Origin of the sequence: Janthinobacterium sp. SUN100 (genome assembly GCF_030397705.1) — a bacterium.
Classification (GTDB): Bacteria; Pseudomonadota; Gammaproteobacteria; order Burkholderiales; family Burkholderiaceae_D; genus Janthinobacterium; species Janthinobacterium kumbetense.
This window is the reverse complement of the sequence record NZ_JAPUBU010000003.1, coordinates 99425-121932: the sequence shown is the minus strand read 5'-3', so window position 1 is coordinate 121932 and position 22508 is coordinate 99425. Positions and strand designations below refer to the sequence as shown.

18 protein-coding genes are annotated in these 22508 nt (G+C 64.3%); 13 read left to right on the top strand and 5 right to left on the bottom strand.

The genetic code is table 11. The annotated features are described in order from the left end of the window. Window positions 1-111 precede the first annotated feature (111 nt). The 6 genes from O0881_RS17000 to O0881_RS16975 all read left to right on the top strand — a co-directional run bounded on the left by O0881_RS17000 (window position 112) and on the right by O0881_RS16975 (window position 7546). A complete protein-coding gene (locus O0881_RS17000; RefSeq protein WP_092608970.1) occupies window positions 112-1482 on the top strand; it encodes a hypothetical protein in 1371 nt (456 codons plus the stop codon). After that, window positions 1475-2221: a hypothetical protein gene (locus O0881_RS16995; protein ID WP_077399077.1), complete on the top strand. Its 747-nt coding sequence runs from the start codon at window positions 1475-1477 to the stop codon at window positions 2219-2221. Before O0881_RS17000 ends, O0881_RS16995 begins: the two co-directional genes overlap by 8 nt. An 8-nt stretch (window positions 2222-2229) precedes the next feature. Beyond that, window positions 2230-5061, top strand: coding sequence for an ATP-binding protein (locus O0881_RS16990; protein WP_289912309.1), 2832 nt, complete (start codon window positions 2230-2232; stop codon window positions 5059-5061). Beyond that, on the top strand, window positions 5061-6065 hold the full coding sequence (locus tag O0881_RS16985; protein ID WP_289912308.1) for a DUF4424 family protein: 1005 nt from the start codon (window positions 5061-5063) through the stop codon (window positions 6063-6065). The genes O0881_RS16990 and O0881_RS16985 overlap by 1 nt, the downstream gene beginning before the upstream one ends. A gap of 4 nt (window positions 6066-6069) precedes the next feature. Beyond that, a complete protein-coding gene (locus O0881_RS16980; RefSeq protein ID WP_289912307.1) occupies window positions 6070-6648 on the top strand; it encodes a nucleotidyltransferase family protein in 579 nt (192 codons plus the stop codon). An 88-nt stretch (window positions 6649-6736) separates the two neighbouring features. Continuing rightward, on the top strand, window positions 6737-7546 hold the full coding sequence (locus O0881_RS16975; protein WP_289912306.1) for a hypothetical protein: 810 nt from the start codon (window positions 6737-6739) through the stop codon (window positions 7544-7546). Between the two features lie 9 nt (window positions 7547-7555). Here the strand turns inward: O0881_RS16975 and O0881_RS16970 are convergent, their stop codons facing one another. After that, window positions 7556-8074 (bottom strand): hypothetical protein, encoded by a 519-nt coding sequence (locus O0881_RS16970; RefSeq protein WP_289912305.1) that lies wholly within the window; start codon window positions 8072-8074, stop codon window positions 7556-7558. A 223-nt stretch (window positions 8075-8297) separates the two neighbouring features. Here O0881_RS16970 and O0881_RS16965 point away from each other — a divergent pair, with 223 nt between their 5' ends. Next, window positions 8298-8450: a hypothetical protein gene (locus O0881_RS16965; protein WP_168208500.1), complete on the top strand. Its 153-nt coding sequence runs from the start codon at window positions 8298-8300 to the stop codon at window positions 8448-8450. 24 nt (window positions 8451-8474) lie between these two features. Next, window positions 8475-8714, top strand: a complete 240-nt coding sequence (locus tag O0881_RS16960) for a hypothetical protein (RefSeq protein ID WP_099378551.1) — start codon at window positions 8475-8477, stop codon at window positions 8712-8714. A gap of 72 nt (window positions 8715-8786) precedes the next feature. Here the strand turns inward: O0881_RS16960 and O0881_RS16955 are convergent, their stop codons facing one another. Together O0881_RS16955 and O0881_RS16950 are read right to left on the bottom strand one after the other, a co-directional pair. Continuing rightward, window positions 8787-13220 (bottom strand): translocation/assembly module TamB domain-containing protein, encoded by a 4434-nt coding sequence (locus O0881_RS16955; RefSeq protein ID WP_289912304.1) that lies wholly within the window; start codon window positions 13218-13220, stop codon window positions 8787-8789. Beyond that, window positions 13220-15133 carry an autotransporter assembly complex family protein gene (locus tag O0881_RS16950; protein WP_289912303.1) on the bottom strand — a complete coding sequence of 638 codons (1914 nt, stop codon included), beginning with the start codon at window positions 15131-15133 and terminating at the stop codon, window positions 13220-13222. The genes O0881_RS16955 and O0881_RS16950 overlap by 1 nt, the downstream gene beginning before the upstream one ends. A 221-nt stretch (window positions 15134-15354) precedes the next feature. On the opposite strand from O0881_RS16950, the gene queC reads away from it, so the two are divergent. Together queC and O0881_RS16940 are read left to right on the top strand one after the other, a co-directional pair. Further along, window positions 15355-16080: a 7-cyano-7-deazaguanine synthase QueC gene (gene queC / locus O0881_RS16945; RefSeq protein WP_289912302.1), complete on the top strand. Its 726-nt coding sequence runs from the start codon at window positions 15355-15357 to the stop codon at window positions 16078-16080. Between the two features lie 78 nt (window positions 16081-16158). Then, a complete protein-coding gene (locus O0881_RS16940) occupies window positions 16159-17064 on the top strand; it encodes a sterol desaturase family protein (RefSeq protein WP_289912301.1) in 906 nt (301 codons plus the stop codon). Here O0881_RS16940 and O0881_RS16935 read toward each other — a convergent pair. Next, a complete protein-coding gene (locus tag O0881_RS16935; RefSeq protein ID WP_289912300.1) occupies window positions 17048-17767 on the bottom strand; it encodes an AraC family transcriptional regulator in 720 nt (239 codons plus the stop codon). The genes O0881_RS16940 and O0881_RS16935 overlap by 17 nt on opposite strands. Before the next feature lie 288 nt (window positions 17768-18055). Here O0881_RS16935 and O0881_RS16930 point away from each other — a divergent pair, with 288 nt between their 5' ends. Next, a complete protein-coding gene (locus O0881_RS16930; RefSeq protein WP_289912299.1) occupies window positions 18056-21037 on the top strand; it encodes a CHASE domain-containing protein in 2982 nt (993 codons plus the stop codon). Here O0881_RS16930 and O0881_RS16925 read toward each other — a convergent pair whose 3' ends face one another. After that, on the bottom strand, window positions 21038-21424 hold the full coding sequence (locus O0881_RS16925; RefSeq protein ID WP_289912298.1) for a hypothetical protein: 387 nt from the start codon (window positions 21422-21424) through the stop codon (window positions 21038-21040). A 212-nt stretch (window positions 21425-21636) separates the two neighbouring features. Here O0881_RS16925 and O0881_RS16920 point away from each other — a divergent pair, with 212 nt between their 5' ends. Together O0881_RS16920 and O0881_RS16915 are read left to right on the top strand one after the other, a co-directional pair. Then, window positions 21637-21873: a hypothetical protein gene (locus O0881_RS16920; RefSeq protein WP_143451398.1), complete on the top strand. Its 237-nt coding sequence runs from the start codon at window positions 21637-21639 to the stop codon at window positions 21871-21873. A 122-nt stretch (window positions 21874-21995) separates the two neighbouring features. Beyond that, window positions 21996-22508, top strand: a complete 513-nt coding sequence (locus O0881_RS16915) for a hypothetical protein (RefSeq protein WP_152252198.1) — start codon at window positions 21996-21998, stop codon at window positions 22506-22508.

Genomic DNA, 22508 nt, shown 5'->3' with positions numbered 1-22508 from the left:
TGCGCTAAATTGCATGTCAGAACTGATATACTGACGCCCCCGCCCCGCAGCGCCGCGTTAGCCCGCAGCGCCGCCCGCTGAACACTCATCCGGAAAAGAATGATTGATATAATGGCAAGTGCAGCCGTGGCTACGGATGCAAATCAGACAGAGCAAGAGCATCACGATTCCTTGCAGGCGCATTTCCAGCCCAATATTTCGGCCGATGAAATTGAGCAAGTTTTTCACTTGAAGCGGGCGCAGCCCCTGCTGCAAGTGTTTACGGCCCTGTTCCACGGCGGTTTCGATGGCGTGTTGGTGCGTCTGCTGGTGTTGCGCGAGCTCGCGTCCGATGCGGCCACGTCCGCTTATACGCGTGCCGATATCAATACGAAACTCGCATATCTGTTGCCGGAAAGCCTGGAAACGGTCTTGCTGCGCCTGCGCTCGAACCAGTTGCTGGCCTGGGATGCGCAGCAGGGCGTGTACCGCGTGACCCCGATGGCGCGCAATGTGCTGTCCGCCATCGACAGCTTGCTGGGCCTGGGGCAGACGGAAGATGAAGCGGAAATGGGTTTCCTGCTGTCGCAGGTGGCGGGCGCGCAAGCCGTCGGTGGCGTGTCGGTCGAGCAACTGCAGCATTTGCTGGGCCGCCTGGTGGACTTGACGGAAGAATTTTCCGACGCGATTGCCTCCGGTTCCGAATTCCGCCTGCGCACGGCGCAAGCGAAGTGGAACATGGCGTGCGACTGGGTCGAGAAGGGTTCCGAGATCCTCGTGGCCATCACCTCCGATGAAAACGCGGACAGCGCCACGCACAAGGCGGCGCAGGCGATCGGCCGCGCGCAAAGTAAATTGCTGAACATGCAAGGCATGTTTTCGCGCGCCCTGAACCAGATCGAGCGCCAGCGGGTCCACCTGGGCCAGTCGGGCTTGTCGACCACGGATATCAAGCGCTGGCTCTTGCTGCATGACGACCTGGCCAGCCTGGCCGAGGGCGCCATCGACCAGCCTGTCGTGCCCCTGTTCTCCACGCCGGCCGAAATGATCGACGTGGCCGAAACGGAACTGCTGTCCGAACGGGCGGCGGGTGTCATCAACACGGGCCTGCCCAGCGGCGAGGACGCGCCCACCACCATCAGCGACGGTCCCGCCATGCAACTCGAACTCGATGACTTGCTCGAACGCCTGTCGAACTTCGCCAGCCTGGGCAATTTCCCCAGCATCGGCGAAGAAGGGCCGAAATCGGTGCCCGTGCAGGATTCCCTGTTGCCGGCCAGCTTTGCCGTGGCTTCGTACCGCGCCTCCATGCTGCCGCTGCTGGGCGACGTCTCCGAAGCGAGCTTGCAGGGATCCACGGCCGAACTGGCCCGTTTGCCGATTACCTTTACACCGACCGACGAGATGGTCCAACTGACCGACCCCCACGTGGCGGCCATGTCGATCGCCTCGCTTTCACTGAATGTTTCACTTGATTTAGATAGCGGCACCGCCGATGAATGACGATTCCCAAATCCTGATTGCGCGCCTGCTCACGCATCAAACCCTGCGCCGCGACGACAAGCTCGTCAAGCGCGTGCTGTCCGACGAGCTGTTCCGCGCCGAGATCGATGCGCGCCTGCTGGCCTGCGGCTTGAAACTGCTCGACAACGTGTACGCCGACCATGTCACCCTGGCACTGACGCGCACCATCGAGCCGAAGATTTTCGGCGCGCGCGACGTGTGGCAAAACAACAACTTCGGCCTGGCCCGCGATGGCGTGGCCTTGCTGGTGGTGCTGTGGGCGCAGATCATCCTGCCCAAGCGTGAACGCCAGGAAACGCACCAGCACGCGGACGACGACCAGAACGACATGTTTGGCACGGAAAAACCGCTGCCGCGCGCGGAAGACGCATCGATCGGCATTTCCTACAAGGCGCTGTTGTCGGACTTCGGCGACAAGCTGGGCAAGAAGACGCGCATGGACATGAACCTGGGCACCCTGGCCAAGCTGGGCTTCATCGAGCGGCGCGGCGACTTCATCCTGGAAGGTCCGCTGCTGGACCTGATGATGGACACGGACGTCTTGAAAGAGCGCATCATCAACGGCGCCCTGGCCGACGTGTTCAAGCGGGCGCCGGCGCGCCTGGTGGCCGTCAGCGGCGATACATTGCCCGACGCCGACCTGGCGGACGACCTGTCCGCCGACATCGGCGACTTGCCCGACGACGGCGATGAGCCCGCGTCCGACCTCCCTCACTGAAAGCGCCCATGTTTCATATCAAATCACTTGAACTGGTGCACTGGGATTACTGGCAGCGCATCAAGAATATTCCGCTCGACGCGAAGATCATCACCATCGCGGGGCAGAACGGCTCGGGCAAGACCACCTTGCTCGACGCCTTGCGCACCCTGTTCGGCCTCGATTGCTCGATGGGGCGCACCTATAAACACTATGCGCGCCACTCTGGCCAGCAGACGGCCTGGCTGCGCGCCGTGGTCGACAACAAGAACGTGGGCAAGCAGCTGTCGAACCGTCCGTTCCGCAGTTCCGGCTTCTTCAGCGACGATGAAGTGACCCTGTTTTGCCAGATCCAGAAGAACGGCGGCGACTGGAAGCGCCAGTATCTGATGCGTCCGGGCAATGTGCAGATCGAGGACATCACGGACGCCAACGACTGGCTCGGTGTGGAAAACTACCGCAAGCGCCTGGCCAATGCGGGCCTCTCGCCCGCCATGTCGAAAGTGCTGGCGCTGGAGCAGGGCGAGACGGACAAATTGTGCGAATACGCGCCGCGCCAGCTGCTCGACCTCGTGTTCCAGGTGTTCGGCGACAAGGAAGTGCTGGACGCCTACGACGAAGCCAAGCGCCACCAGCGCGACACGGAAGTGGAGCTGAAGCGCTTCGAAACGGAACTGGAAGCGTCGAAGACCAACCTGGAAGGCTTGCGCCTGCGCGTGGCCAACTATCACCAGTGGGAAGGGCTGCATAAGGAGCGCCGCAACCTGCTGGAAGAAGTGCTGCCCAGCCTGCAGTACCACGAGGCGCGCGAAAAAGCGGCCACGGCCAGCCGGCAATTGCGCGATGCGCGCAAACCGATGGCGCAGGCGGACCAGCAGCTGACCGATAAACGCAATGCGCTGGCATCGCAGGCGAAGGCCCTGTCCGACGCGCAGATGAACGAAACCTTGCTGGAACAGGAATCGATCGGCTTGCAGAGCCGTTTGTCCTTGATCAATAGCAAGCTCAAACCGCTGGACAGCCTGCTGGAGCAGAAAGACCGTTTGCACAAGCTGGCGGCGGACTCGGGCAGCGACATCGCCGAAGTGGCGGCCCAGCTGGAACAGAAGGAAGCGCAATTGCTGCAGCAGCGCCAGCAGCGCGACGCCTTGGCGGCGCGCATCGCGGGCGAACAGGCAACCATTGCCGCGCTGCAAGGCAAGACGGCCATGCCGGAGCCGGACAACGTGCGCGGCATGCGCCGCGCGCTGCGCGATGCGGGCATTGGTCACGCGATGCTGTCGGATATCGTCGAAGTGACGGACAGCCGCTGGCAGGGCGCCGTCGAAGGCGTGCTGGGCGGTTACGCTTCGGTGGTGCTGCTGGACAAGGCCAAGGATGCGGCGGCCGCCTATCGTCTGGCCGAGAAGGAACGCTATCGCCACTTCATCGTGCCCGACCTGGTCACGGCGCCTGTCGCGAAAGACGAGAGCTTGCTGGCCGTGGTGAAATTTTCCGCGCCCGTACCCAGCTGGCTGATCGAGCAGCTGTCGCGCATTGCGCGCGTCGATTCCGTCGAAGCAGGTTTCAAGCTGGGCAACCACGAAGAGTGGATCACGCCCGAGGCGTACCACCGCGAACGCCGCGGCGGGCGCTCGCTGTTCGTGGAAGCGTCGCGCTACCGCTTCGGCCAGGCTGGCCGCAGCGGCCGCCTGGAAGCGCTGCTGCGCTCCCTGCCGGGCCTGGAAGGACAGGAAGACACCCTGACCCTGGCGATTTCGAAACTGGCGGCCGAAGTGGGCGCCTTGAAAGCGCGCATCGCCGGCGTCGACGCGGCCAAGGAACTCAGTGCCCGCCAGGAAGAGTTCGCCGAAGCGCTGCGCAATTCCAAGCCGCTCAAGGAAGAGCGCCTGGAAGTGGGTGGCCGCCTGGGCGAGCTGCAAAACCTGACGAAGAACGCCACCGTGGCGCGCACGCGTGCCGATACCGTGTGGCAAAACGCGCGCCTGGCCCTGTCCGAGGCGGAAGCGGGCTCGCGCCTCGGTTACAAGAAGCAAATCGAACAGCGCGCCGAGCATGCGCGCGCCTTGCTGGCCCTGCGCCATGCGTGGCGCCACTTGCCGAAAAGCTGGCGCCGTCCCGCACGCCGCGCGGCCCTCGTGGCCGAGCACCAGAATGCGCACCAGGTCGACTTGCGCGTGGCCAGCCTGCAAAACAGCCTGGCGCGCGACGACTGGGAACTCGACGCCACCGTCATCGACCAGCACCACCGCCTGTCGGACCAGTTGCATGGCCGCCAGTCGGAAACGGACGAACGCCGCTACCAGAACAACCGCGCCATCGAAGCGACGGGCAATGCCCGTGGCGCCTACATGGAGCGCTTGCGCTACACCATCAAGACCTACAGCAAGAACATCAAGGAGCTGGGCGAGCTGGCCGGCATCGAAGTACATGCCGACCCCGTGCGCCTGGAAAACGACGACGTGCAGCTGTCGCAGGCGGGCTTGCACGTGCGCTTCAAGTTCGACGGCAAGGGCGTCATCGGCATGAACGATGGCGAAGCGTCGGGCGGCCAGCAAGTGATGAAATCGCTGGTGCTGCTGATCGGCTTGCTGAAATCGGAAGACGGTTCCGGCGGCTTCGTCTTCATCGACGAACCGTTTGCCCACCTCGATATCCGCAACATTCAACTGGTCGGCGAATTCCTGAAAAACACGGAAGCGCAATACCTGATGACGACGCCGTTGACGCACAACACGGATGTCTACGATCCATCGGAACTGACCTTGATCACGAGCAAGAAGAAAAAGGATACCCAATGGGCGCAACCGATTTTCGTGCTGCAGCGCCGGGTCGATCCCGTCTCGGGCAGGGTGGCGTGATGCTGGTGCGCACCTTGCTGGCATCTGCCGCGCTGGCGCTGGCGTGTTCGGCGCCGGCCATGGCCAACGACGGCATCGGCTCCGTGAGCGCGGGAGGCATCCTGTTCGGCAAGACGGATGCCGTGGCCATGAAAAAGGAAGTGCTCAGCGTGAGTGCGGAATTGATCAAGGTCGAATACGAGTTCCTCAATGAGTCGAAAACGGATGTGGAAGAGACGATCTTCTTCCCGCTGCCCGAATACTCTTCCGGCTACCACGGCTCGCCCACGTATTATGGCCAGCCGCAGCAGTTTACCGTCGACGTTGACGGCAAGCGCAAGGACTATAAAACCACCTTCGTCGCCAAGCTCGACGCAGAGGACGTGACGGCCCGCTTGCGCCAGCTTGGCTTGTCCGATGCGCAAATTGCGTATTTCCCCTCGCACACGCCGTTCGACAAGAAAGTGGCGCCGCTGACGGCCGCGCAGAGCAAGATCATGATCCGCGAAGGCTTGCTGGCCCAGCTGTACGACGAGGAATGGGTGCCGGCCTGGACTGTGAAAGTCATCTACCTGTGGCAGCAGAAATTCCCTGCCGGCAAAGTCGTGCGCGTGCGCCATCAATATGCGCCGTTCGTTGCGGCCGGTCCCGGCGCGTCCTACCTGGGCGATGGCAATACATTTGAAAAGAAATACTGCGGCGACAAGGCCTTCTACAAGACGTGGAACCGCTTGGCGGCCCAGCAGGGCGAAAGCGGCTTCGTCAATGCCGTGTGGGTGTCGTACATTTTGACCACCGGCAATACGTGGAAGAATGGCATCGAAGACTTTACCTTGAACTTAATCAAGGGCAAGTCGGACGAGCTGGTCAGCCTGTGCTTCCCCGGTACGTTTACCAAAATCAACCCCACCACCTTGCAAGTCAAGCTGCGCAACTTCCATCCGAAGCAAGACCTGGACGTGTACTTCGGCAATGTCGAAGGCACGGTTAGCCACGACGGCGTGGCGCCGCAGATCCGGCCCTAGCTGCATGAGCAGGCAGGAAGCACTGGCGGCGCGCCTGCGCGCCATCGCCAGCGCCACGCCGTGGTGCATGCAAGCCCTGCACGCAGTGGCGCAGCTGGGCTTGCCCCATTGCTGCATCGGCGCCGGCGCCGTGCGCAACCTCGTGTGGGATGCCTTGCATGGCTACGCGCAAGCGTCGGCCTTGAGCGACGTCGACGTGGCGTATTTCGATGCCTGCGATATGCATCCGGAAAGCGAAACGCAGCTGCGCCAGCGCCTGGAAACCGTGCTGCCCGGCGTGCCGTGGGAGGTTTGCAACCAGGCGCGGGTGCACCTGTGGTTCGAAGACGCGTTCGGCTACGCCGTGCCGCCCCTGCTGTCGCTCGACGACGCCATCGCCACCTGGCCCGAGTTTGCCACCTCGGTTGGCATCTCGCTGCAGCCTGACGGCGGGATCGGCATCATCGCGCCGCATGGCCTCGACGACCTGTTCGATATGGTGGTGCGGCGCAACCCGGCGCGCATCAGCCTGGACGGCTATGTGCAGCGCCTGGCCAGCAAGGATTATGCGGCGCGCTGGCCGCGCGTCACCATCATCGCCTAGATAAAACGTGGTGTAAAACACAATTAAATGCACTGTGGATACAGATTGCCTATAATTGCCAATTTTCCAATAGTGTTTTCCTGATCCCATGTCCCTGTCGATTTCCATGCCGTTGCGCCGCCTCGGCCGCCTGTTCTGCCTTTCCTCCGTCCTCGTGGCGCCCGCCGCCTGGGCCGACAGCTATACCGATTTCCAGCAAGCCAGTGCCCGCCTGGAAGCGCTGATGGCCAAGGCCACGCTGCAAAGCGGCTTGCCGCGCCTCGGCGACCCTGAAGTGGCAGCGTTGATTGCCCGGATTACCGACGCGCCGGGCCTGTTCCGGGCGCCCGTCGCGGCGTTGCAGGACATCAACCCGAGCGTGGCCCTGTGCGAGCGGGCAACCAACATCGGCAAGGCGTATTACACGTTTGGCAGCGAGCGGCCGCTGCCGCTGTCCGGCGCCGAGTTGCAGCAGGCGCGCAATGACCAGGTAACGGAGAACCTGGCCAATTATGGCGATGAAATGAGTACTTTTTTTGCCTTTGGCATGCATTGCCATGCGCACTTGATTGGCTTGATGGAGCAGGAATTCAGTAGCCAGCCACTGCAGGTAGTGAGCGGTACGGAGCGCATGCGGGCGCGCGCCTTCAGCAAGGGCTCGACCACCCTGTATGTCGGCGTGGTGCAGTTCGTGCAAGTGCCGTTCTGGACCGTGGCGCAAAAGAAGCGCATGCTGGAAGCTGCGGCGCAGTACGCAACGCCGAACGTCGCGCTGATGGCGCCGCCGTTGCGCGAGCGTTTGCTGGGCAGCCTGGCTGATGCGGACAAGGACCTCGATCCCGCCCTGGCGCCGGCGCTGGCGACGATACGCCAGGCACTGTCGGTGACGACCTGCGAAGGCCTGTGCCAGTACTACTGACGGGATGACTTATTCGGGCGCCTGCAGCGGTTGGTTGCGCTGGCGCCAGCGCACCAGGCCCCACGCATACACGGCGTAGTAGCCGATGACGAGGCCGTAGGCGGCCATCGTCAGCGCGCTCTGGCCGAACGGTGGCGGCGGCACGGGCACGTCGGCGCGCGAGTTCAGGTAGATTTCCATGCCACGGTACAGCAGGCGGGCGATGAACAGCATCGTGATGGCCAGGCCCAGGTAGCGGTGCTGGGTAAAGAAAAAGTCCTTGCCGACCTGTTCGAAGCGCGTCAGCTTCAAGCCCAGCACCCCCAGCCAGCCGCCGGCCAGCGCGGCCGCGCCCAGGCTGGACAGGGGCAGGATGTCGAACTTCGTCGTCGTCGCCAGGAACAGCAGCAGCGCGGGGAAGGCGATCGCCACCGTCCAGTGCCGCCACAGCTGCGACTTCTGGCGCGCCACCAGTTTCTTCAGGCGCGAGTAGATGCGCCAGACCAGCAGCGGGACCAGTAACAGCAGGGCGAGGGTGGTGGTTTCCATGTATGCAATCGGGTACGGGTAAAACAGCGATTGTAAGCCAGATGGGGACGGGCGGCGATGCTTGTCAAACGGTAAAAGTTGCATGTTGACATTTACATGGCATGCAAGCACTATGCCTTGTCACGCCGTGCCGCCGGCCGCGGACGTCAAGCCGGCAGGCAAACATGGGCAGGCGGCGGGCATCTCGTGGTATGGTCTTCTTTTGTCCACCGGGAGGCCAGCCATGTCCGTCATCCATGCCCACCGCGCGCCCGACCCGGCGCCCGTCGATGAACCCATGCCGGCGCCGGAGCCGCAAGAAGCGCCCGGGCACCATCCGGGGCCCGTGCACCCGGTGCCGCAGGACGATCCCGTGCCGCACCCGCATCCCAGTTAATCTCGTCAAGAAAGGCTGTTTTAGATGGCAATTGTCAAGGAAGTCTACACACGCAAAGTCAGCGGAGAATCGTTCGACTATGAACTCGATTACACCCAGGGCACGGACGTGGCCTGGATTGCGCGCGTGTATCACGACGGCGTGCTGAAAGGTTCGCCCCATGGCGCGCTGACGGCCAACGTACTGTCCGGCCCTGCGCTGGAACAATACCTGCGTGCGTACGTCGAAGGCATGATCGAGCGGGGCCTCGACGTGGCCGAGTAAGTTTGCCTTTGCGGCAGATCAAAGAAAAGGGCGCCGAGGCGCCCTTTGTTGTTTCTGCATTTCAACGTCTGATTAGTCGAACGCCCACGTGTACAACACGTCCAGGGCATTGTTCGTGCCGGTCTGGAATTGCAGGGTGATGCGGCGGTTCAGCTTGTAACGCAGCTTGACCAGGCTCGTCGCCGTGCTCGTGCCTTGTTCGAACGTCAGGTAGGCGCGCGAGGACAGGCGCTTGCCGACGGTGACGACCGTGCTTTCCAGCCCTTGCGCCTGCGACAGGCCCACTTCGTCGAGTCCCAGCGAATTGGCCAGCTTGCCCTGCAAGCCGCCGCCGGAGCCGCCGAAGAGGGCGCCTGCTGCCGTCGTCAGCAAGGCCATTTCATCGCCGGCCGCCGTTTCCGCGCCGTGGCCCAGGATCAGCCAGGCCAGCTTGTCGCTGTCCGACACGCTCGGGGTAGACACCAGCTTGGCCGTCGGCGCCTGGGCCGTGCCGCGCACTTCCACGCCCGCTTCCACATTTGTTTCCGACAAGGCTTCGCCTTCGGGACGCTTGCGCACGGCCAGGATGTTCAGCGACGGGTTGTCGTAGGCGCCCGTGAAGGCGATCAAGCCCCGTTCGATCGACAGCTTTTGTCCATAGGCGGCGTATTGACCTGTGACAACCTTGATGCTGCCCGTCACGCGCGGCGCGGCGCGGTTGATGACCCTGGCGCGCACATTGCCCGCCAGGTCCGCATCGATGCCCATGCCGCGCAGGTGGAAGGCATTGCCCAGGTCAAATTCCAGGTCGATATTCAGGGGCAGCGACGGCGCTTCCTTGCTGCCCTTGACTTCCTTGCCCAGCACCACCACGTCGCTGCTTTGCGTGGGGGTATCCTGCGGCGCCAGTTCGATCAGCGCGCGGTTGGCCTTGAACTTGCCCTCGAAGCTGAAGCGCTTGTCGTTGCGGACCAGGGTGCTGTTGCCCGACAGGATCAAGGTGCGGTCGGGGCGCGACAGCGCCTGCAGCCGGTCCGCCATCAATTTCAGTTCCAGGCTCGCTTCGCCATTCGCAAAGCGTACCCAGCCATCTGCCTGTACCTTGCCATCGCCGCCGTCAAAGCTCAGGCGCTGCAATTGCAATTGATCGCCGGCCAGCTTGGCTTGCAGCACGCCATTGCGCAATTTCAAGCCCTGGTCGGCCCAGTTCACCAGCAGTTTGCTGCCGTTGATGTCGCCATTCAATTGCGGCGCGCCGATGGTGCCGCTGCCGGACAGCGCCACTTTCAAGGCGCCGCCCAGTTCCAGGCCTGGCTGGCCCGTCAGCGGCGCCAGCCAGGCCAGCGAATCGATGCTGGTCGTGCCCGTCAGGGAGAGGGCGCTGTCGTTGCTGATGCGCCCGCCCAGCATTTGCACGGTGGCATTGATATCGCTCTGCCCCGCGCGCGTGCCGTCCAGTTTCACGGCCAGGCGCAGTTGCTGGTTGGCAACATCCACGCGGGCGTCGAAGGTGCGCAAACCCAGCGCCAGCGGCTGCTCCACGCCCACCGTCACGTCGCCTTTTTCGCGGTAGATGTGCAACATGCCCGCCAGGGAGGGATCTTTCTGCTGCGCCGTCGGCACCTGCATGTCGAGCGACCACTGCGCGCCCAAGGTCAGGTCGCTGCGCGCATTGGCTTGCAGCGAGGGAATCACTTGCGCCAGATACGTCAGCGCCACGCCGGCCGCCTGGCCGGAACTGGTCCAGCGGGGACCGTTCTTGACCAGGCTTTGCATGGTGATGCTGCCCGCAGGCAATTTGATGGCGGTGTTGCCCACGCTGATCTGCTCCGGCTGGCCCAGGCCCGCCACGCCGCTGCCGGCAGGGCCCGCCACTTTCACGGGCACGGGCGCTTGCAGCACGAGCGCATAGCGGCCCTTGTTTTGCAGGCTGTCGATCGTGCCCGTCCAGCTGGCGCCGCTCTGGCTGCCGCGGATTTGCACGGTGGCATCGAAATCGTCGTTGCGCGCCGCCAGGCTCACGGTATGGCTGCCGCGCGTGCCCGTCGTGGCCAGGCGGGCGCTGCCCAGCTTGAAGGTGGGCGTGCTGTAGCCCGTGATGTCCAGGCTGCTGACCATGGGGTCGAGCGCGCCCTGGCCGGCGCCCACGCTGGCGCTGCCCTTGATGGATTTCAATTGCTGGTCGCCAAAGAAGGTCAGATCGCGGCCATCGAGCGTCAGCTGCGCGGCCGGCGCGTCCATCTTGCCGCTGACGGAGCCGGACGCTTGCAGCACGCCGGCAAAGCGGGGGCCCAGGGTCGACAGTTGCGGCGCATCAAGTTTCCACGTCAGCTTGTCCGTGGCGCCGCCCAGCGCGCCCTTGGCCAGCAGGCTGTTCGGCCCCAGGCGCAGTTCCGTATCCACGCTGTCGACCCGTTTCGCATTGGCCGACAGCTTGGCGTAGCCGGCCAGCGGGGCATTTTGCAAGGTCGATTCGCGCAGGGCCAGGTTGAGGGCCACTTGCCAGTCGCCGCTCAGGCGGCCGCTGCCGTTGAAATCCGCGTTGACGTTGCCGTTGGGCAGTGCAGCACCAAATGCGGCCGGGTTGATCTTTTGCAAGGAACCCGTCACTTTCAGTTCCGCTGCCTGCTTCGGTCCCGTCAAGCCCACGTCGCCGCTGGCATGGATGGCGCTGTCCGGCGCGGGACGCTTGCCGCTGGTTAAGCCAAGCCCTTTCGCATCGGCAACAAACGTCGTGCGCGGCTGCTGCATGGTGCCTTGCACCACGCCGCTGGCCAGCACGCTGCCCAGCAAGTCGGACTGCAGGGCGGACAGTTGCCGCGCATCGACGTTCCAGTTGAGTTTTTCGCCGGCGCCGCCGAAGTTGCCCTTGGCCGTCACGTTGTTCTTGCCCAGCGCCAATTGCACGTCGATGCCGCTGAAATGGGCCGCATCGGCCGTCAGCTTGCCCTTGCCGGACAGGGGCTGGTCGAGCAGCTTGCTGGGGCGCACGGTGAAGTCCGCATTCGCCAGCCATTGCGGAGCCACGTGGCCGCTGGCGCGCACGTCGAGGTTCAGGTCGGCCACGGGGAAGGCGCCGAAGTCGGCGGGATTGAGACGGCTGGTGCTGGCCACGGCCTTGAACGGTTGTTCATCCTTCAGGCTGATCTGGCCCGTCGCGTTGACGCTGCTTTTGCCCGCTTGCAAGGTCGCCTTGCGCAATTGCACGAGGGAATCGGCCAAAGTGGCTTCCACGTCCAGGCGCAGCTTGGCTTCGCCCAGCTTGGCGCGCAGGGTTTGTGTCTTGCCATCGCTGTCGAGCACGATATCGCCGACGATCTTGGTGCTGTTGATGCTGCTGTAAATGTGCTGCAAGTCGATCTTGTCTGTGTGCAAGGTCAGCTGCGCATTGCCGATGGGGGCATCGGCCGCGTCGCGGTTGAGCTTACCGCTGCCCGTGAATTTGCCTGCGGTGCCGAAATCGATGAGGGCCGACTCCAGGGTGGTGGCCGTCAGGGTGCCGCCCAATCTCGCCTCGAACTGACGCAGCGGCAGCTTTTGCTGGTCGATGGGGCCGGGTGTCGCGTGGTTGAGGATGGCCAGCTTGCCCGAGACGCTTTGCGCGCTTGGGCGCGTATCGATGGCGGCGTCGAGTTCCAGGCTCAGGTCCGCCTGCGGCAAGGTCGCGTCGAATTTGCCCGGATTGATGTTGCGGCCTTTGATGCTGGCCGAGCGCAGGATGATGACGGGGTCGAACGGCGCCAGCGCCAATTGGGCATCGGCCGTGGCCGCGCCCGCGCTGCCCTTGGCCGTGACGTTCAGCACATTCAGGTCGCCGCCCAGTTGCAGGGCCAGGGCGGCGGGTTTTTCGCCGGCGGCGGGGTTGATCTGCGTCAAGCCGGCTTTGCCTGACAGTTTGAACGGTTGCGTGGCGGCAATCGTCGCGCTGGCCGTGGCCTGGCCGAAGGGCGTGAGGGCCGAGGCGTCTTCCAGCTGCCATTGCGTCTTGTCGCCCGACAAGGTGAAATGGATCTTTTCAAATACCGTGTTGCCGCCCGGACTCACCAGGATCACCTTGTCCAGGCGCGCGTCGGCAATGCCGATCTTGAACGGCGAAGCCAGGCTGGCGGGCATCGTCGACGGTTCCTCGGAGGGCGCCGTGCTTTCCACGGACAGGCTGGCCACATGCAGTTCGCTGATCGCGATGCCTTCCGAGAAGAACTGGAACGGCGACCAGTTGATGTCGATATTCTCGGCCGTGATGTGCTGCGTCTTGCTGCGGTAGCTGACGTGGCCCAGGTGCATGCGGTTGTACAGCGAGCCGGATACGCCCGACACGGCGATTTCGCCGCCGCTGGCGCTGGCCACTTTTTGCACCAGCATTTGCAGGGTCGATTCGCGGCCCAGGAACCAGAAGGCGCCGCCCAGCAGCACGGCCAGGCTGGCGATGGCGATCAGCAGGTAGCGTACCCAGCGACGCGGTTTCTTCGCCGGAGGCGCCGGTGGCGGCGCGGCGCTGTTGGGGGACTCGGTAGTAATATCGGACATCAGAAAGTGAATCCCAGAGAGAAGTGCAAACGGTAAGCATGGACGGCGTGGCCATACGCCACGTCGACATTGATGGGGCCGACGGGGCTCTTGTAGCGCCCGCCCAGGCCGTAGCCCGATTTCGGCGTCATGGCCGCCTTCACGGTATCGGCCGCGTTGCCGGCGTCATAGAAGGCGGCAATGGCCCACTTCGGCTTGAACCAGTACTGGTATTCGGCGCTGCCGGTGAGCATGTAGCGCCCGCCGATGGTGGCGTCGCCTTCCTTCACGCCCAGTTCTTGGTAGCCATAGCCGCGCACGGACTGGTCACCGCCCGCGCGGAACAGGTAGACGGCCGGCACGCCGCGTTTTTCCTTCGAGCCCAGCGCGCCCATTTCGCCGCGCACGATCAGCTCGCCTTTTTCACCGAGCGGACGGTAATACACGGCCTTGCCGGCCACGCGCACGAAGCGCTCGTCCGTCAGCACGGGCAGCAGGGCGCCGCCCACCTGGGCGTTGATGACATAGCCCTTGGTGGGGAATAGCAGGCTGTCGAGGCTGCGCTTGGTGATGGCATAGGTCAGCGGCAAGCTCTTGCTGCGCGTCTGTTCCAGGCCCACGACGGTCTTGTCCTCGCTGAGGAACTCGAACGTCAGGCTGCGCTCGAGGTTGGTACCGCCCCAGTTGCGCTTGGCCGAGATGGTCGTGACGGCCGTGATTTCGTTGGAAATGTCGCTGCGCTCGAACGAGGCGCCCGCGCTGTCGTTGTAGCCGCGCTCGGTCGTTGGAAAGTAAAAATTGGCGTGCGCCGCCTGTTTCTTCGTTTCCATGGTGATCGCGCTCTTGAAGCGCGTGCCCCACACGTTCAGGTTGTCATAGTTGAGCTGGGCGCGATTGCCCGTGTTCGTACTGAAACCGAGACCGGCGCTGACGTTCTGCTGCTTGTTTTCCGTGACGCGCACCACCAGCGGCAGCAGCGGCGCGGGGCCGCGGTTGACGGGCTTGGCTTCGGCGGCGGCGCTGCCACCTTCGGCCTCGGCTTGCTGGCTTTCCTGGCCGGCCTCGATCTGCTCGCTGAGGATGCTGCTCATGTCGGCACTCACTTCCACGCTGGCAAAGTAGCCCGTGTCCTGCAGGCGCGCCTGCAACGATTGCAGCGCCGATTCGCTGTAGTACTCGCCCGGGCGTATCTTGTCGAGGTTGCGGATGATGCTGGGATCGTAGCGTTTCAAGCCTTCGATGCGCAGCTCGCCGAAGCGCAGCTCGGGGCCGCTGTCGAGCACCACCAGCAGCGAGACTTTATGCGTTTCCGGGTCGACCACGGCTTGCGTGTCGACCAGCTGGGCGCGCGGGTAGCGCGTCTGCACCACTTCGCGCAGCAGGGCGCGCTTGGCCGATTCCCAGTCGGCCTGGCGAAACACGCTGCCCGTCTTCAGGGACCAGCTGCGCTTCAGGGCTTCCGTATCGTAGGGCTCGCTGGCGGCCAGCGGCGGCGTGGGGTCGAAGCCGCGCAATTCCAGCTCGACCTTGTCGATGGTGACCGCCTGGCCCGGATCGACGTCGACGATGACGACGGGCTTGGCGCCCGACGTATCGACGCGCACCGTGACGACGGGCGTATAGTAGCCGGCCGTGGCGATGAGGTTCCTGGCTTGCTCCGGCGTATCACGGACGAGGCGCTGCAATTGCTCGCGGTCCATGCGCGGGTTGCCGCGGAAGCGTTCCAGGTCCAGGTTTTTTTCGAGCAACTCATCGAGGTCGCCCGGTGCATTGACCTTGACCTCGTACTGCAGCGGGGCGGGCGCCGCTTCCGTGGCGGCGCTGTCGGCGGGCGCATCTTGCGCGCTCTGTTGCCCCCCCTCCTGCGCGGCGGCCTGGGCGATGGGGAACAGCAAGATGACACTGCCGGCGGCCGCCAGTGTCAGTTGACCCATTGCTTTTGTCACTACTTGTGCCAAAATTCGTGGTCGTATCGCCTTGCCGGCAGCCGTATGCCGTATGGGTCGTGCAGAAAACATGGTGCTCCAGATAAGTAAATGCTGACTGCATGTTACCGGAATAGGTAAACTGATGGCGGACGAATAAGTATTTTTTGCATGGGGAATCTCGTTTCCCCGCGCACTATTGGACAGAACAAAACTCAAAGAAAGAAATTATGCTAGCAACGGACTCCGCACTGGTGCTCTTTAGCGGTGGACAAGATTCCACCACCTGCCTGGCCTGGGCCTTGAAACACTATAGCCGCGTGGAAACTATCGGCTTTGACTATGGACAGCGCCATGCGATCGAACTGACCGTGCGTCCCGGCGTGCTGGAACAGATGCGCCGGCAATCGCCCGAGTGGGACAGCCGCCTGGGCCAGGATCACATGATCGACCTGTCCCTGATTTCCGCCATTTCCGATACGGCCATGACGCAGAACGTCGAGATCGTCATGCAGGAAAACGGTTTGCCGAACACATTTGTTCCTGGACGCAACTTGCTGTTCATGACGGTGGCCGCCACCGTGGCGTACCGCCGCGGCTTGACGGTGCTGGTCGGCGGCATGTGCGAGACGGATTTTTCCGGCTATCCGGATTGCCGCGACGACACGATGAAGGCCCTGCAAGTGGCCCTGAACCTGGGCATGGATACGCGCCTGAAGCTGGAAACGCCGCTGATGTGGCTGGACAAGGCGCAAAGCTGGGACCTGGCGGAAGACCTGGGCGGCCAGCCGCTGGTCGACCTGATCCGCAGCGGCACGCATACGTGCTACCTGGGCGAGCGGGGAGAGTTGCACGACTGGGGCTATGGCTGCGGCACCTGCCCCGCCTGCGCCCTGCGCGCGAATGGTTACCAGCAGTACGCGGCGCGCAAGGCTGCGAAACTGGCCGCCAAATAAGCAGTTTGCGCCGTTTCTTCAAGCGGCGGGGCGGGGGACAAGGCCATGCTGTGGTTTTTGCCACAGGAGCGTCTTGCCATGAAATCCCTCTTTGCCGCGCTGTACGGCCCCGTGTTCTGGGCCGGCTTCATCGGCGCCGCCACCGTGCTGGTGGCGCTGTGCCAACTCCCCCTCCGGGTCTTGCCGCCCTTGCTGCTGCTGGCCCTGCTCACATCCTTCCTGGCTGAGCGTTACCTGCCGTATGACGGCGCGTGGAACCACGAGCATGGCGACGGCTGGCGCGACATTGCGCACGCGCTCGTCAATGAAGCGCTGTACCTGCTGGGCCTGGCCATCTTCCCCCTGCTGGCCGGGCACCTGGCGCTGGGGCCGTTCTGGCCCGGCCAGTTGCCGTTCTGGGCGCAGCTGCTGCTGGCCATCCTCATCGCCGACTGCGGTATCACGCTCGTGCATTACCTGAGCCACCGCTATTATTTTCTATGGAAACTACATGCCGTGCACCACAGCGTGACGCGCCTGTACGGTTTCAACGGCTGGATGAAACACCCGCTGCACCTGCTGCTGGAAGCGGCGGGCGGCATGCTGCCCTTGTTGCTGCTGGGCATACCGGAGCGTGTCATGGGCGTGCTGGCGTTTGCCGTGGCGATCCAGTTGCTCTTGCAGCACGCGAATGTCGACATGCGCATGGGGCCATTGCGTCACGTGTTTGCCTGGGCGCCATTGCACCGTTTTCACCACATGAAATACGGCACGGCGGGCGACGTGAATTTCGGCCTGTTCTTTACCTGCTGGGACCGCTTGCTGGGCACACGTTTCGACGCGCCCGGCTACCGCATGCGGGGCGAAGACCTGGGCATCGGCAGCCGTCCCGATTACCCGGCCGCGTACGGGGCGCAACTGCTGGAACCGTTCCGCGCGGAAGAGGGCGTGCGTGCACCCGAGTTGCCGGAAGGCTTGCGCGCGCCCCTCAATCGAGCAGCTTGACGTTGAGCTGGCGCAAGCTGCGGTCGGCGCGCACGCCGAACAGGCTGCGCATGGTGCGCGAAAAATGCGCGGCATCGGCAAAGCCGGCGCCGTGGGCCGCTTCCGTCAGGGTGCTGCCGAGCAAGATGAAACGGATGGCCAGGCGCAGGCGACGCCACAGCACCAGCCGCCGCACGGGCAAGCCCAGCTGGGCGCTGAACAGGCGTTCCAGCTGGCTCAGCGACAAATGCGCCGCCTCGGCCACGGCGGCCGCGCTGACCTTGCCTGACAACAACGCATCGACCTTGTCCAGCGCGCGCCGCAAGCGGGGATCGGGCAAGTGTTCGCGCGGCTGCGCCTGCAGCGCGGCGGCCAGGCTGTCCAGGCTGGGCATGCCTGCGCTGCCGGCTGCAGCCAGCAGGGCCGGGCCGCCCAGGCGCTGCGGTTCCGCATAGATGGTCAGCATGGGCGCCGGGGCGGCCAGGATGGCGTGCGGACGCAGGCTATCGACCAGCAAGTGCCGCGCCGTGTGGACGATGCCGTCGAGCTCGGCCGTGAAAGGCGCCCCGGTGCTCAGCATCAACTGGTGCGCATAATGGGCGTGGCTGGCCGTGGCGCCCGCCGCGCCATGCAAGATGGCGAAGTCCGGCGCCAGCCAGAGTGTTCCTTGCCAGCTATCCTGTTGCAAACGCGACTCCCAGGTGATGGATTGCGGGGCGATCATATCAGCGAGTGGTGGATTGTTTTCACGGCATCGAATTTTCCTGGAGCACACATCATTGCATTGGCGCAATGTGTGATTTTTTTAATACAATATTCAGCATTGCAAGGCCGCCCGCTGTAACGTACTATCATTCTCATCGACTACCGATGGTAGTCCTGCAGCCCGCCGCCAGCCACGTCGCTGGCCGTGAAGCGGTTTGATATCCGTTCTGCTTGTCATCCTGTCATGCCTACACGCGCGTCTACGTCGTGGTTTGCTGGGCCAGTGTCGCACTGGGTGGGACCGCGCGTGCTGGCCGCCCTGGTGCTGGCGCTGTGCCTGGGATTGACGTATGGCGCCTGGCGCAATGCCCACGATGCCAGCGAACAGCAGGTGCGGGCCGATTTCGATTTCCGCGTGCACGAGCTGGTCAACAACATCGCCGGCCGCATGCAGACCTATATCCAGGTGCTGCACGGGGTGCAGGGACTGTATGCCAGTTCGCAGGAAGTCACGCGCCGCGAATTTCATGCCTACTTGGCGGTGCAGCAGGTGGACCGCCACTTTCCCGGCATCCATGGCATCGGCTACCTGCCGCTGTTGTCCGGCGCGGCCCTGGCGCGGCATGAAGCGAGCGTGCGCGCGGAAGGCTATCCCGGCTATGCCGTGCGTCCGCACGGCCAGCGCGCCTGGTATGCGCCGATCACCTATCTGGAACCCTTGAGCGAGAGCAACCTGCTGGCCTTCGGCTACGATATCGGCTCCGAACCCGTGCGCCGCGCCGCGCTCGAACAGGCGCGCGACACGGGGCAAGCCGCCATGACGGGCAAGATCCACCTGGTGCAGGATGGCGGCAGCGCCCAGTCGCATGGTTTTCTCATCGTGCTGCCCGTGTATGAGAATAGCTTGCTGCATGGCAGCGTGGAGCAGCGGCGCGCCGCCTTGCGCGCCTGGGTATTTGCGCCATTTCGCATGGGCGACCTGATGGCTGGCGTGGGCGGCGAGAGCGCGCGCCAGCTGGACCTGGAAATCTATGATGGCGCGCAACTGGCCGAGGCGGCCCTGATGTATGACAGCTTGCCGGGCGCCTTGTCGTCTGCCGCCTCGGACAGCCTGGTGGCGCAGGAAACGATCACCATCGCCGGCCATGCCTGGACCTTGCGCGTGCGCGCCATGCCCGGTTTCGATGGCGAACTGCTGGCGCGGCCCCGCCTGGTGGCCTTGACCGGCTTGCTGGCCAGCATCGTGCTGGCGCTGACCGCCTGGCTGCTGGCGGCGGGCCGCGCCCGCGCCCAGGTGGCGCTGGCGCGTTCGAGCGAACTGACGGGCCAGCTGGAGCAGGGGCAGGCGAGCGTGCTGGCGATGGCCGAGGCGGCGCAACGCAGCCAGGCCATGCTGCGCAGCATCCTCGATTCGACCATCGACGGCATTCTGGTTGACAACATCGATGGCCGCATCTTCACGTCGAACCGGCGCTTCCGCGACCTGTGGCAAGTGCCCGACGCGCTCGACTGGCAAGCCGACGGCGCGGCGCTGGTGCGCCATGTGGAAAGCCAGCTGGAGCAGGCGGCGCCTTTCCTCGGAGCACGCGTCCATGCGCCGCACGGCCACCGCGAGCGGCGCGACGTGCTGCACCTGCGCGATGGGCGGGTGGTCGAGCAATATGTGCGCAGCATGCAACTGGGCAATGAACAGGCGCGCTTGTGGACCTTCCGCGATATCAGCGAGCGCAGCCAGATGGAGCGGCGCGAGCATACGCGGCGGCAAGTGCTGGAAATGCTGGCCACGGGCGCGCCGCTGGAACGGGTGCTGGAAAGCGTGGTGCTGAGCGTGCAAGCGGACCATCCTGCCATGCTGTGCAGCATCTTGCTGCTCGATGAAAGCCGCCACCGCCTGGTGCTGGGCGCGGCGCCGGGCTTGCCCGCGTTCTTCAACCTGGCCAGCCATGGCCATGACCTCGACACCCTGCAGGGCGTGCATGGCATCGCCGCGCAAGCCTTGCGCGATGACCTGCGCGTGATCGTGGGCGACTTGCACGCCGTTGCCGATGCGCAAGAGACGATGGAACTGGCGTGGCGGGCCCAGCTGCAATCGTGCTGGGCCGAACCCGTGCGTGGCGGCTCGGGCAAGCTGCTGGGCGTGCTGATGGCGTATCACCGCCAGCCCACCTTGCCGGGCGCGGCGCACCTGGCGCGGCTGAGCGAGGCGGCGCACCTGGCCGGCATGGCCATTGAGCAGGCGCAAGTGGCGCTGGCCCTGCGCGCCGGCGAAGCGCGTTTCCGCAGCCTGTACGACCATGCGCCCGTGGCCCTCTGGGAACAGGACTGGTCGGCCGTGCGCGCCGCGCTCGATGTTCTCGAGCAAGCGGGCGTGCGCGACCTGGGCGCCCATTTCCAGGCCCATCCGGAGGCGCTGCAGCGGCTGGCGGGGATGGTGCGCATCATCGATGCGAACGGCGCCGCGCTGGCGCAAGTGCGCGCCAACGAGGACGACCAGCGTCGCGGCGCGCTGGGCCTGGCGCAGAATTTCGACGACAGCGCCTTGCCGCGCTTTGGCGATGCGTTGCTGGCGCTGGCTGGCGGCGCCCACCTGTACGAGTGCGAGAGCAGCTTCGTGCGTCTCGATGGTGCGGCGCGGCAAAATGAATTGAGCTTGCTGGTGATGCCGGGCCATGCGGACAGCCTCGATTTCGTCATGGTGTCCTCGCTCGATATCACCGAGCGCAAGCGCATGAACGCGGAACTGCTGCAACTGGCCACCACGGATTTTTTGACCGGCTTGCCGAACCGGCGCCATTTCATGGCGGCGCTGGAAAACGAGCATGCGCGGCTGCAGCGCGAGCTGGCCAGCTGCGCCAGCGTGCTGATGCTCGACATCGATCACTTCAAGCGCGTCAACGACGAGTACGGCCACGCGGTGGGCGATGCCGTGCTGCGCCACCTGGGCGCACTGATGTGCCAGGCGCTGCGCAAGGTCGACGTGCCGGGCCGCGTGGGCGGCGAAGAATTCGCCATCTTGCTGCCTGGCACGGATCTGAGCGCCGCCGCCGTGTTTGCCGAACGGCTGCGCCGGCGCGTGGCGGAAAGTTCGCTGACCATCGATGGCGGCATTGTGATCACCATCACGGTGAGCATCGGCATGGCCGCCATGGCCGGTACCGATGCCGATTGCGATGCCGTGCTGGCGCGCGCCGACGAGGCGCTGTACCGGGCCAAGCGGGGCGGGCGCAACCGCATCGAACAGAATGACGGCGGCGGCGACGGTGTGCTCAGCAAGTTCATGGCGCAGTGATTACAGGCTGTGCTGACGCGCTTGCGCCTGCTTGCGGTTGCGGCTGACGATCAGCCAGACGATGGCGACGGGAATCAGCAGCGGCAGCAGCACGGGTGTGCTCAAGGCCAGCGCCAGCACCACGCAGAGCGCCACCACCGCGATCAGCACCACGCCCACGCCGGCCAGGACCACTCCCGTGATGACGGCTGCGCACACCACCGCGATGGCGGCGATCAGCAAGCCGCCGCCGGCAAACACCAGGCCGAACAGCCACTCCAGCGGCCCGTCGACATCGTCGCCGTTGAACTGCATGTGCATGTCGCTGCCACTGCCACTGCCGCTGATCTTGTCGAGGAACAGGCAGGCGAGCATGACGATGAGGATGAAGGTGAGCAATTTTTTCATGATAGGCCTCGGTGTGTGGGTGATGGGGTGTTGCATGCTCACACTGTAGGGATGCGCCCGGCTTGCCGCCAGCGGCGTGCGACAGGCTGTCATTTTCACGGTATGGAAGGCGCTGGGGGCCAGAAAAACACTGATCTGGAACAAGATTTCTTTTCTTGTAATGCGCGCAAGCCGTCCTATACTGAATACCTCAGTCTCGCAAGGAGGGCAACATGCTTTTGTTTGCAGATACCGGGGATCAATCGCTATCCCCCCCTGATCATCGCACCATGCGCCAGCGTAGCGCCACGCAGTCCTGCGCCGAGCCCGTCGGCGCGCCATCGGCGATACCGCCGATCATCATCAACCCCTTCAATTACCATGCGCCGCTGCCGGCCATCGACCCGCGCTGGGTACCGCCCGGTCCGCCGTTGACCTGGCCCAACCGGCCTGCCATGTCCATGTGCTGACAGCCGCCGTGGCGGCAGGCTGCCTCGTGTTGTATGACGTGCCGTCGCGCTTGCGGCAAGGCGGCACGGGTGGGCGTTTTCGACTATCATGCTAGCCCCGACCTTCCATCACGAGCACCGCCATGAGTACCGATTTCCCCGATTTTTCCGACGAAGCAGCCGAGCAGGACAACGACGCCCCGATCCAGGAGCCGCGCCTGTGGGTAGGCAATGGCTGGACGGCGCGCGTGATCAAGAACGAGGAAGATGAAGGCTGGGCCGTCGCCATGATCAAGGATGGCGAACCGGAGCCAGCGCTGGTGGGCCCGTGGACCATGGGCCGCGACAAGAAAAACCCGAAGCCGCTCGACGTCAACGCGTTCAACACGCTGGTCAAGACGGCCTCGGAAGTGCTGCGCCGCCACGAGCAGCAGCTGCATGCGCAATTGCACAAGAACCTGTTCGTCGCCACCGACGAGGGGCAGATCAAGGTGATGTTCGACATCGTCCCCGACGAAGACCACCCGTACGCGGAACTGAGCGCCTACGACGCCGACGGCGAACAGATTGCCAAGGTGCGTACCTCGGCCGCGTTCAAGTTCAATGCGACATCTGCCGCGAACTGGATCGAAGGCGGCTACCGCCGGCCGGGTTAA

Excerpts from the sequence above, each read along its gene's own strand:
- O0881_RS17000 (WP_092608970.1), top strand. The coding sequence starts at position 112 with ATGGCAAGTGCAGCCGTGGCTACGGATGCAAATCAGACAGAGCAAGAG.
- O0881_RS16995 (WP_077399077.1), top strand. The coding sequence starts at position 1,475 with ATGAATGACGATTCCCAAATCCTGATTGCGCGCCTGCTCACGCATCAA.
- O0881_RS16990 (WP_289912309.1), top strand. The coding sequence starts at position 2,230 with ATGTTTCATATCAAATCACTTGAACTGGTGCACTGGGATTACTGGCAG.
- O0881_RS16985 (WP_289912308.1), top strand. The coding sequence starts at position 5,061 with ATGCTGGTGCGCACCTTGCTGGCATCTGCCGCGCTGGCGCTGGCGTGT.
- O0881_RS16980 (WP_289912307.1), top strand. The coding sequence starts at position 6,070 with ATGAGCAGGCAGGAAGCACTGGCGGCGCGCCTGCGCGCCATCGCCAGC.
- O0881_RS16975 (WP_289912306.1), top strand. The coding sequence starts at position 6,737 with ATGTCCCTGTCGATTTCCATGCCGTTGCGCCGCCTCGGCCGCCTGTTC.
- O0881_RS16970 (WP_289912305.1), bottom strand. The coding sequence starts at position 8,074 with ATGGAAACCACCACCCTCGCCCTGCTGTTACTGGTCCCGCTGCTGGTC.
- O0881_RS16965 (WP_168208500.1), top strand. The coding sequence starts at position 8,298 with ATGTCCGTCATCCATGCCCACCGCGCGCCCGACCCGGCGCCCGTCGAT.
- O0881_RS16960 (WP_099378551.1), top strand. The coding sequence starts at position 8,475 with ATGGCAATTGTCAAGGAAGTCTACACACGCAAAGTCAGCGGAGAATCG.
- O0881_RS16955 (WP_289912304.1), bottom strand. The coding sequence starts at position 13,220 with ATGTCCGATATTACTACCGAGTCCCCCAACAGCGCCGCGCCGCCACCG.
- O0881_RS16950 (WP_289912303.1), bottom strand. The coding sequence starts at position 15,133 with ATGGGTCAACTGACACTGGCGGCCGCCGGCAGTGTCATCTTGCTGTTC.
- queC (WP_289912302.1), top strand. The coding sequence starts at position 15,355 with ATGCTAGCAACGGACTCCGCACTGGTGCTCTTTAGCGGTGGACAAGAT.
- O0881_RS16940 (WP_289912301.1), top strand. The coding sequence starts at position 16,159 with ATGAAATCCCTCTTTGCCGCGCTGTACGGCCCCGTGTTCTGGGCCGGC.
- O0881_RS16935 (WP_289912300.1), bottom strand. The coding sequence starts at position 17,767 with ATGATCGCCCCGCAATCCATCACCTGGGAGTCGCGTTTGCAACAGGAT.
- O0881_RS16925 (WP_289912298.1), bottom strand. The coding sequence starts at position 21,424 with ATGAAAAAATTGCTCACCTTCATCCTCATCGTCATGCTCGCCTGCCTG.
- O0881_RS16920 (WP_143451398.1), top strand. The coding sequence starts at position 21,637 with ATGCTTTTGTTTGCAGATACCGGGGATCAATCGCTATCCCCCCCTGAT.
- O0881_RS16915 (WP_152252198.1), top strand. The coding sequence starts at position 21,996 with ATGAGTACCGATTTCCCCGATTTTTCCGACGAAGCAGCCGAGCAGGAC.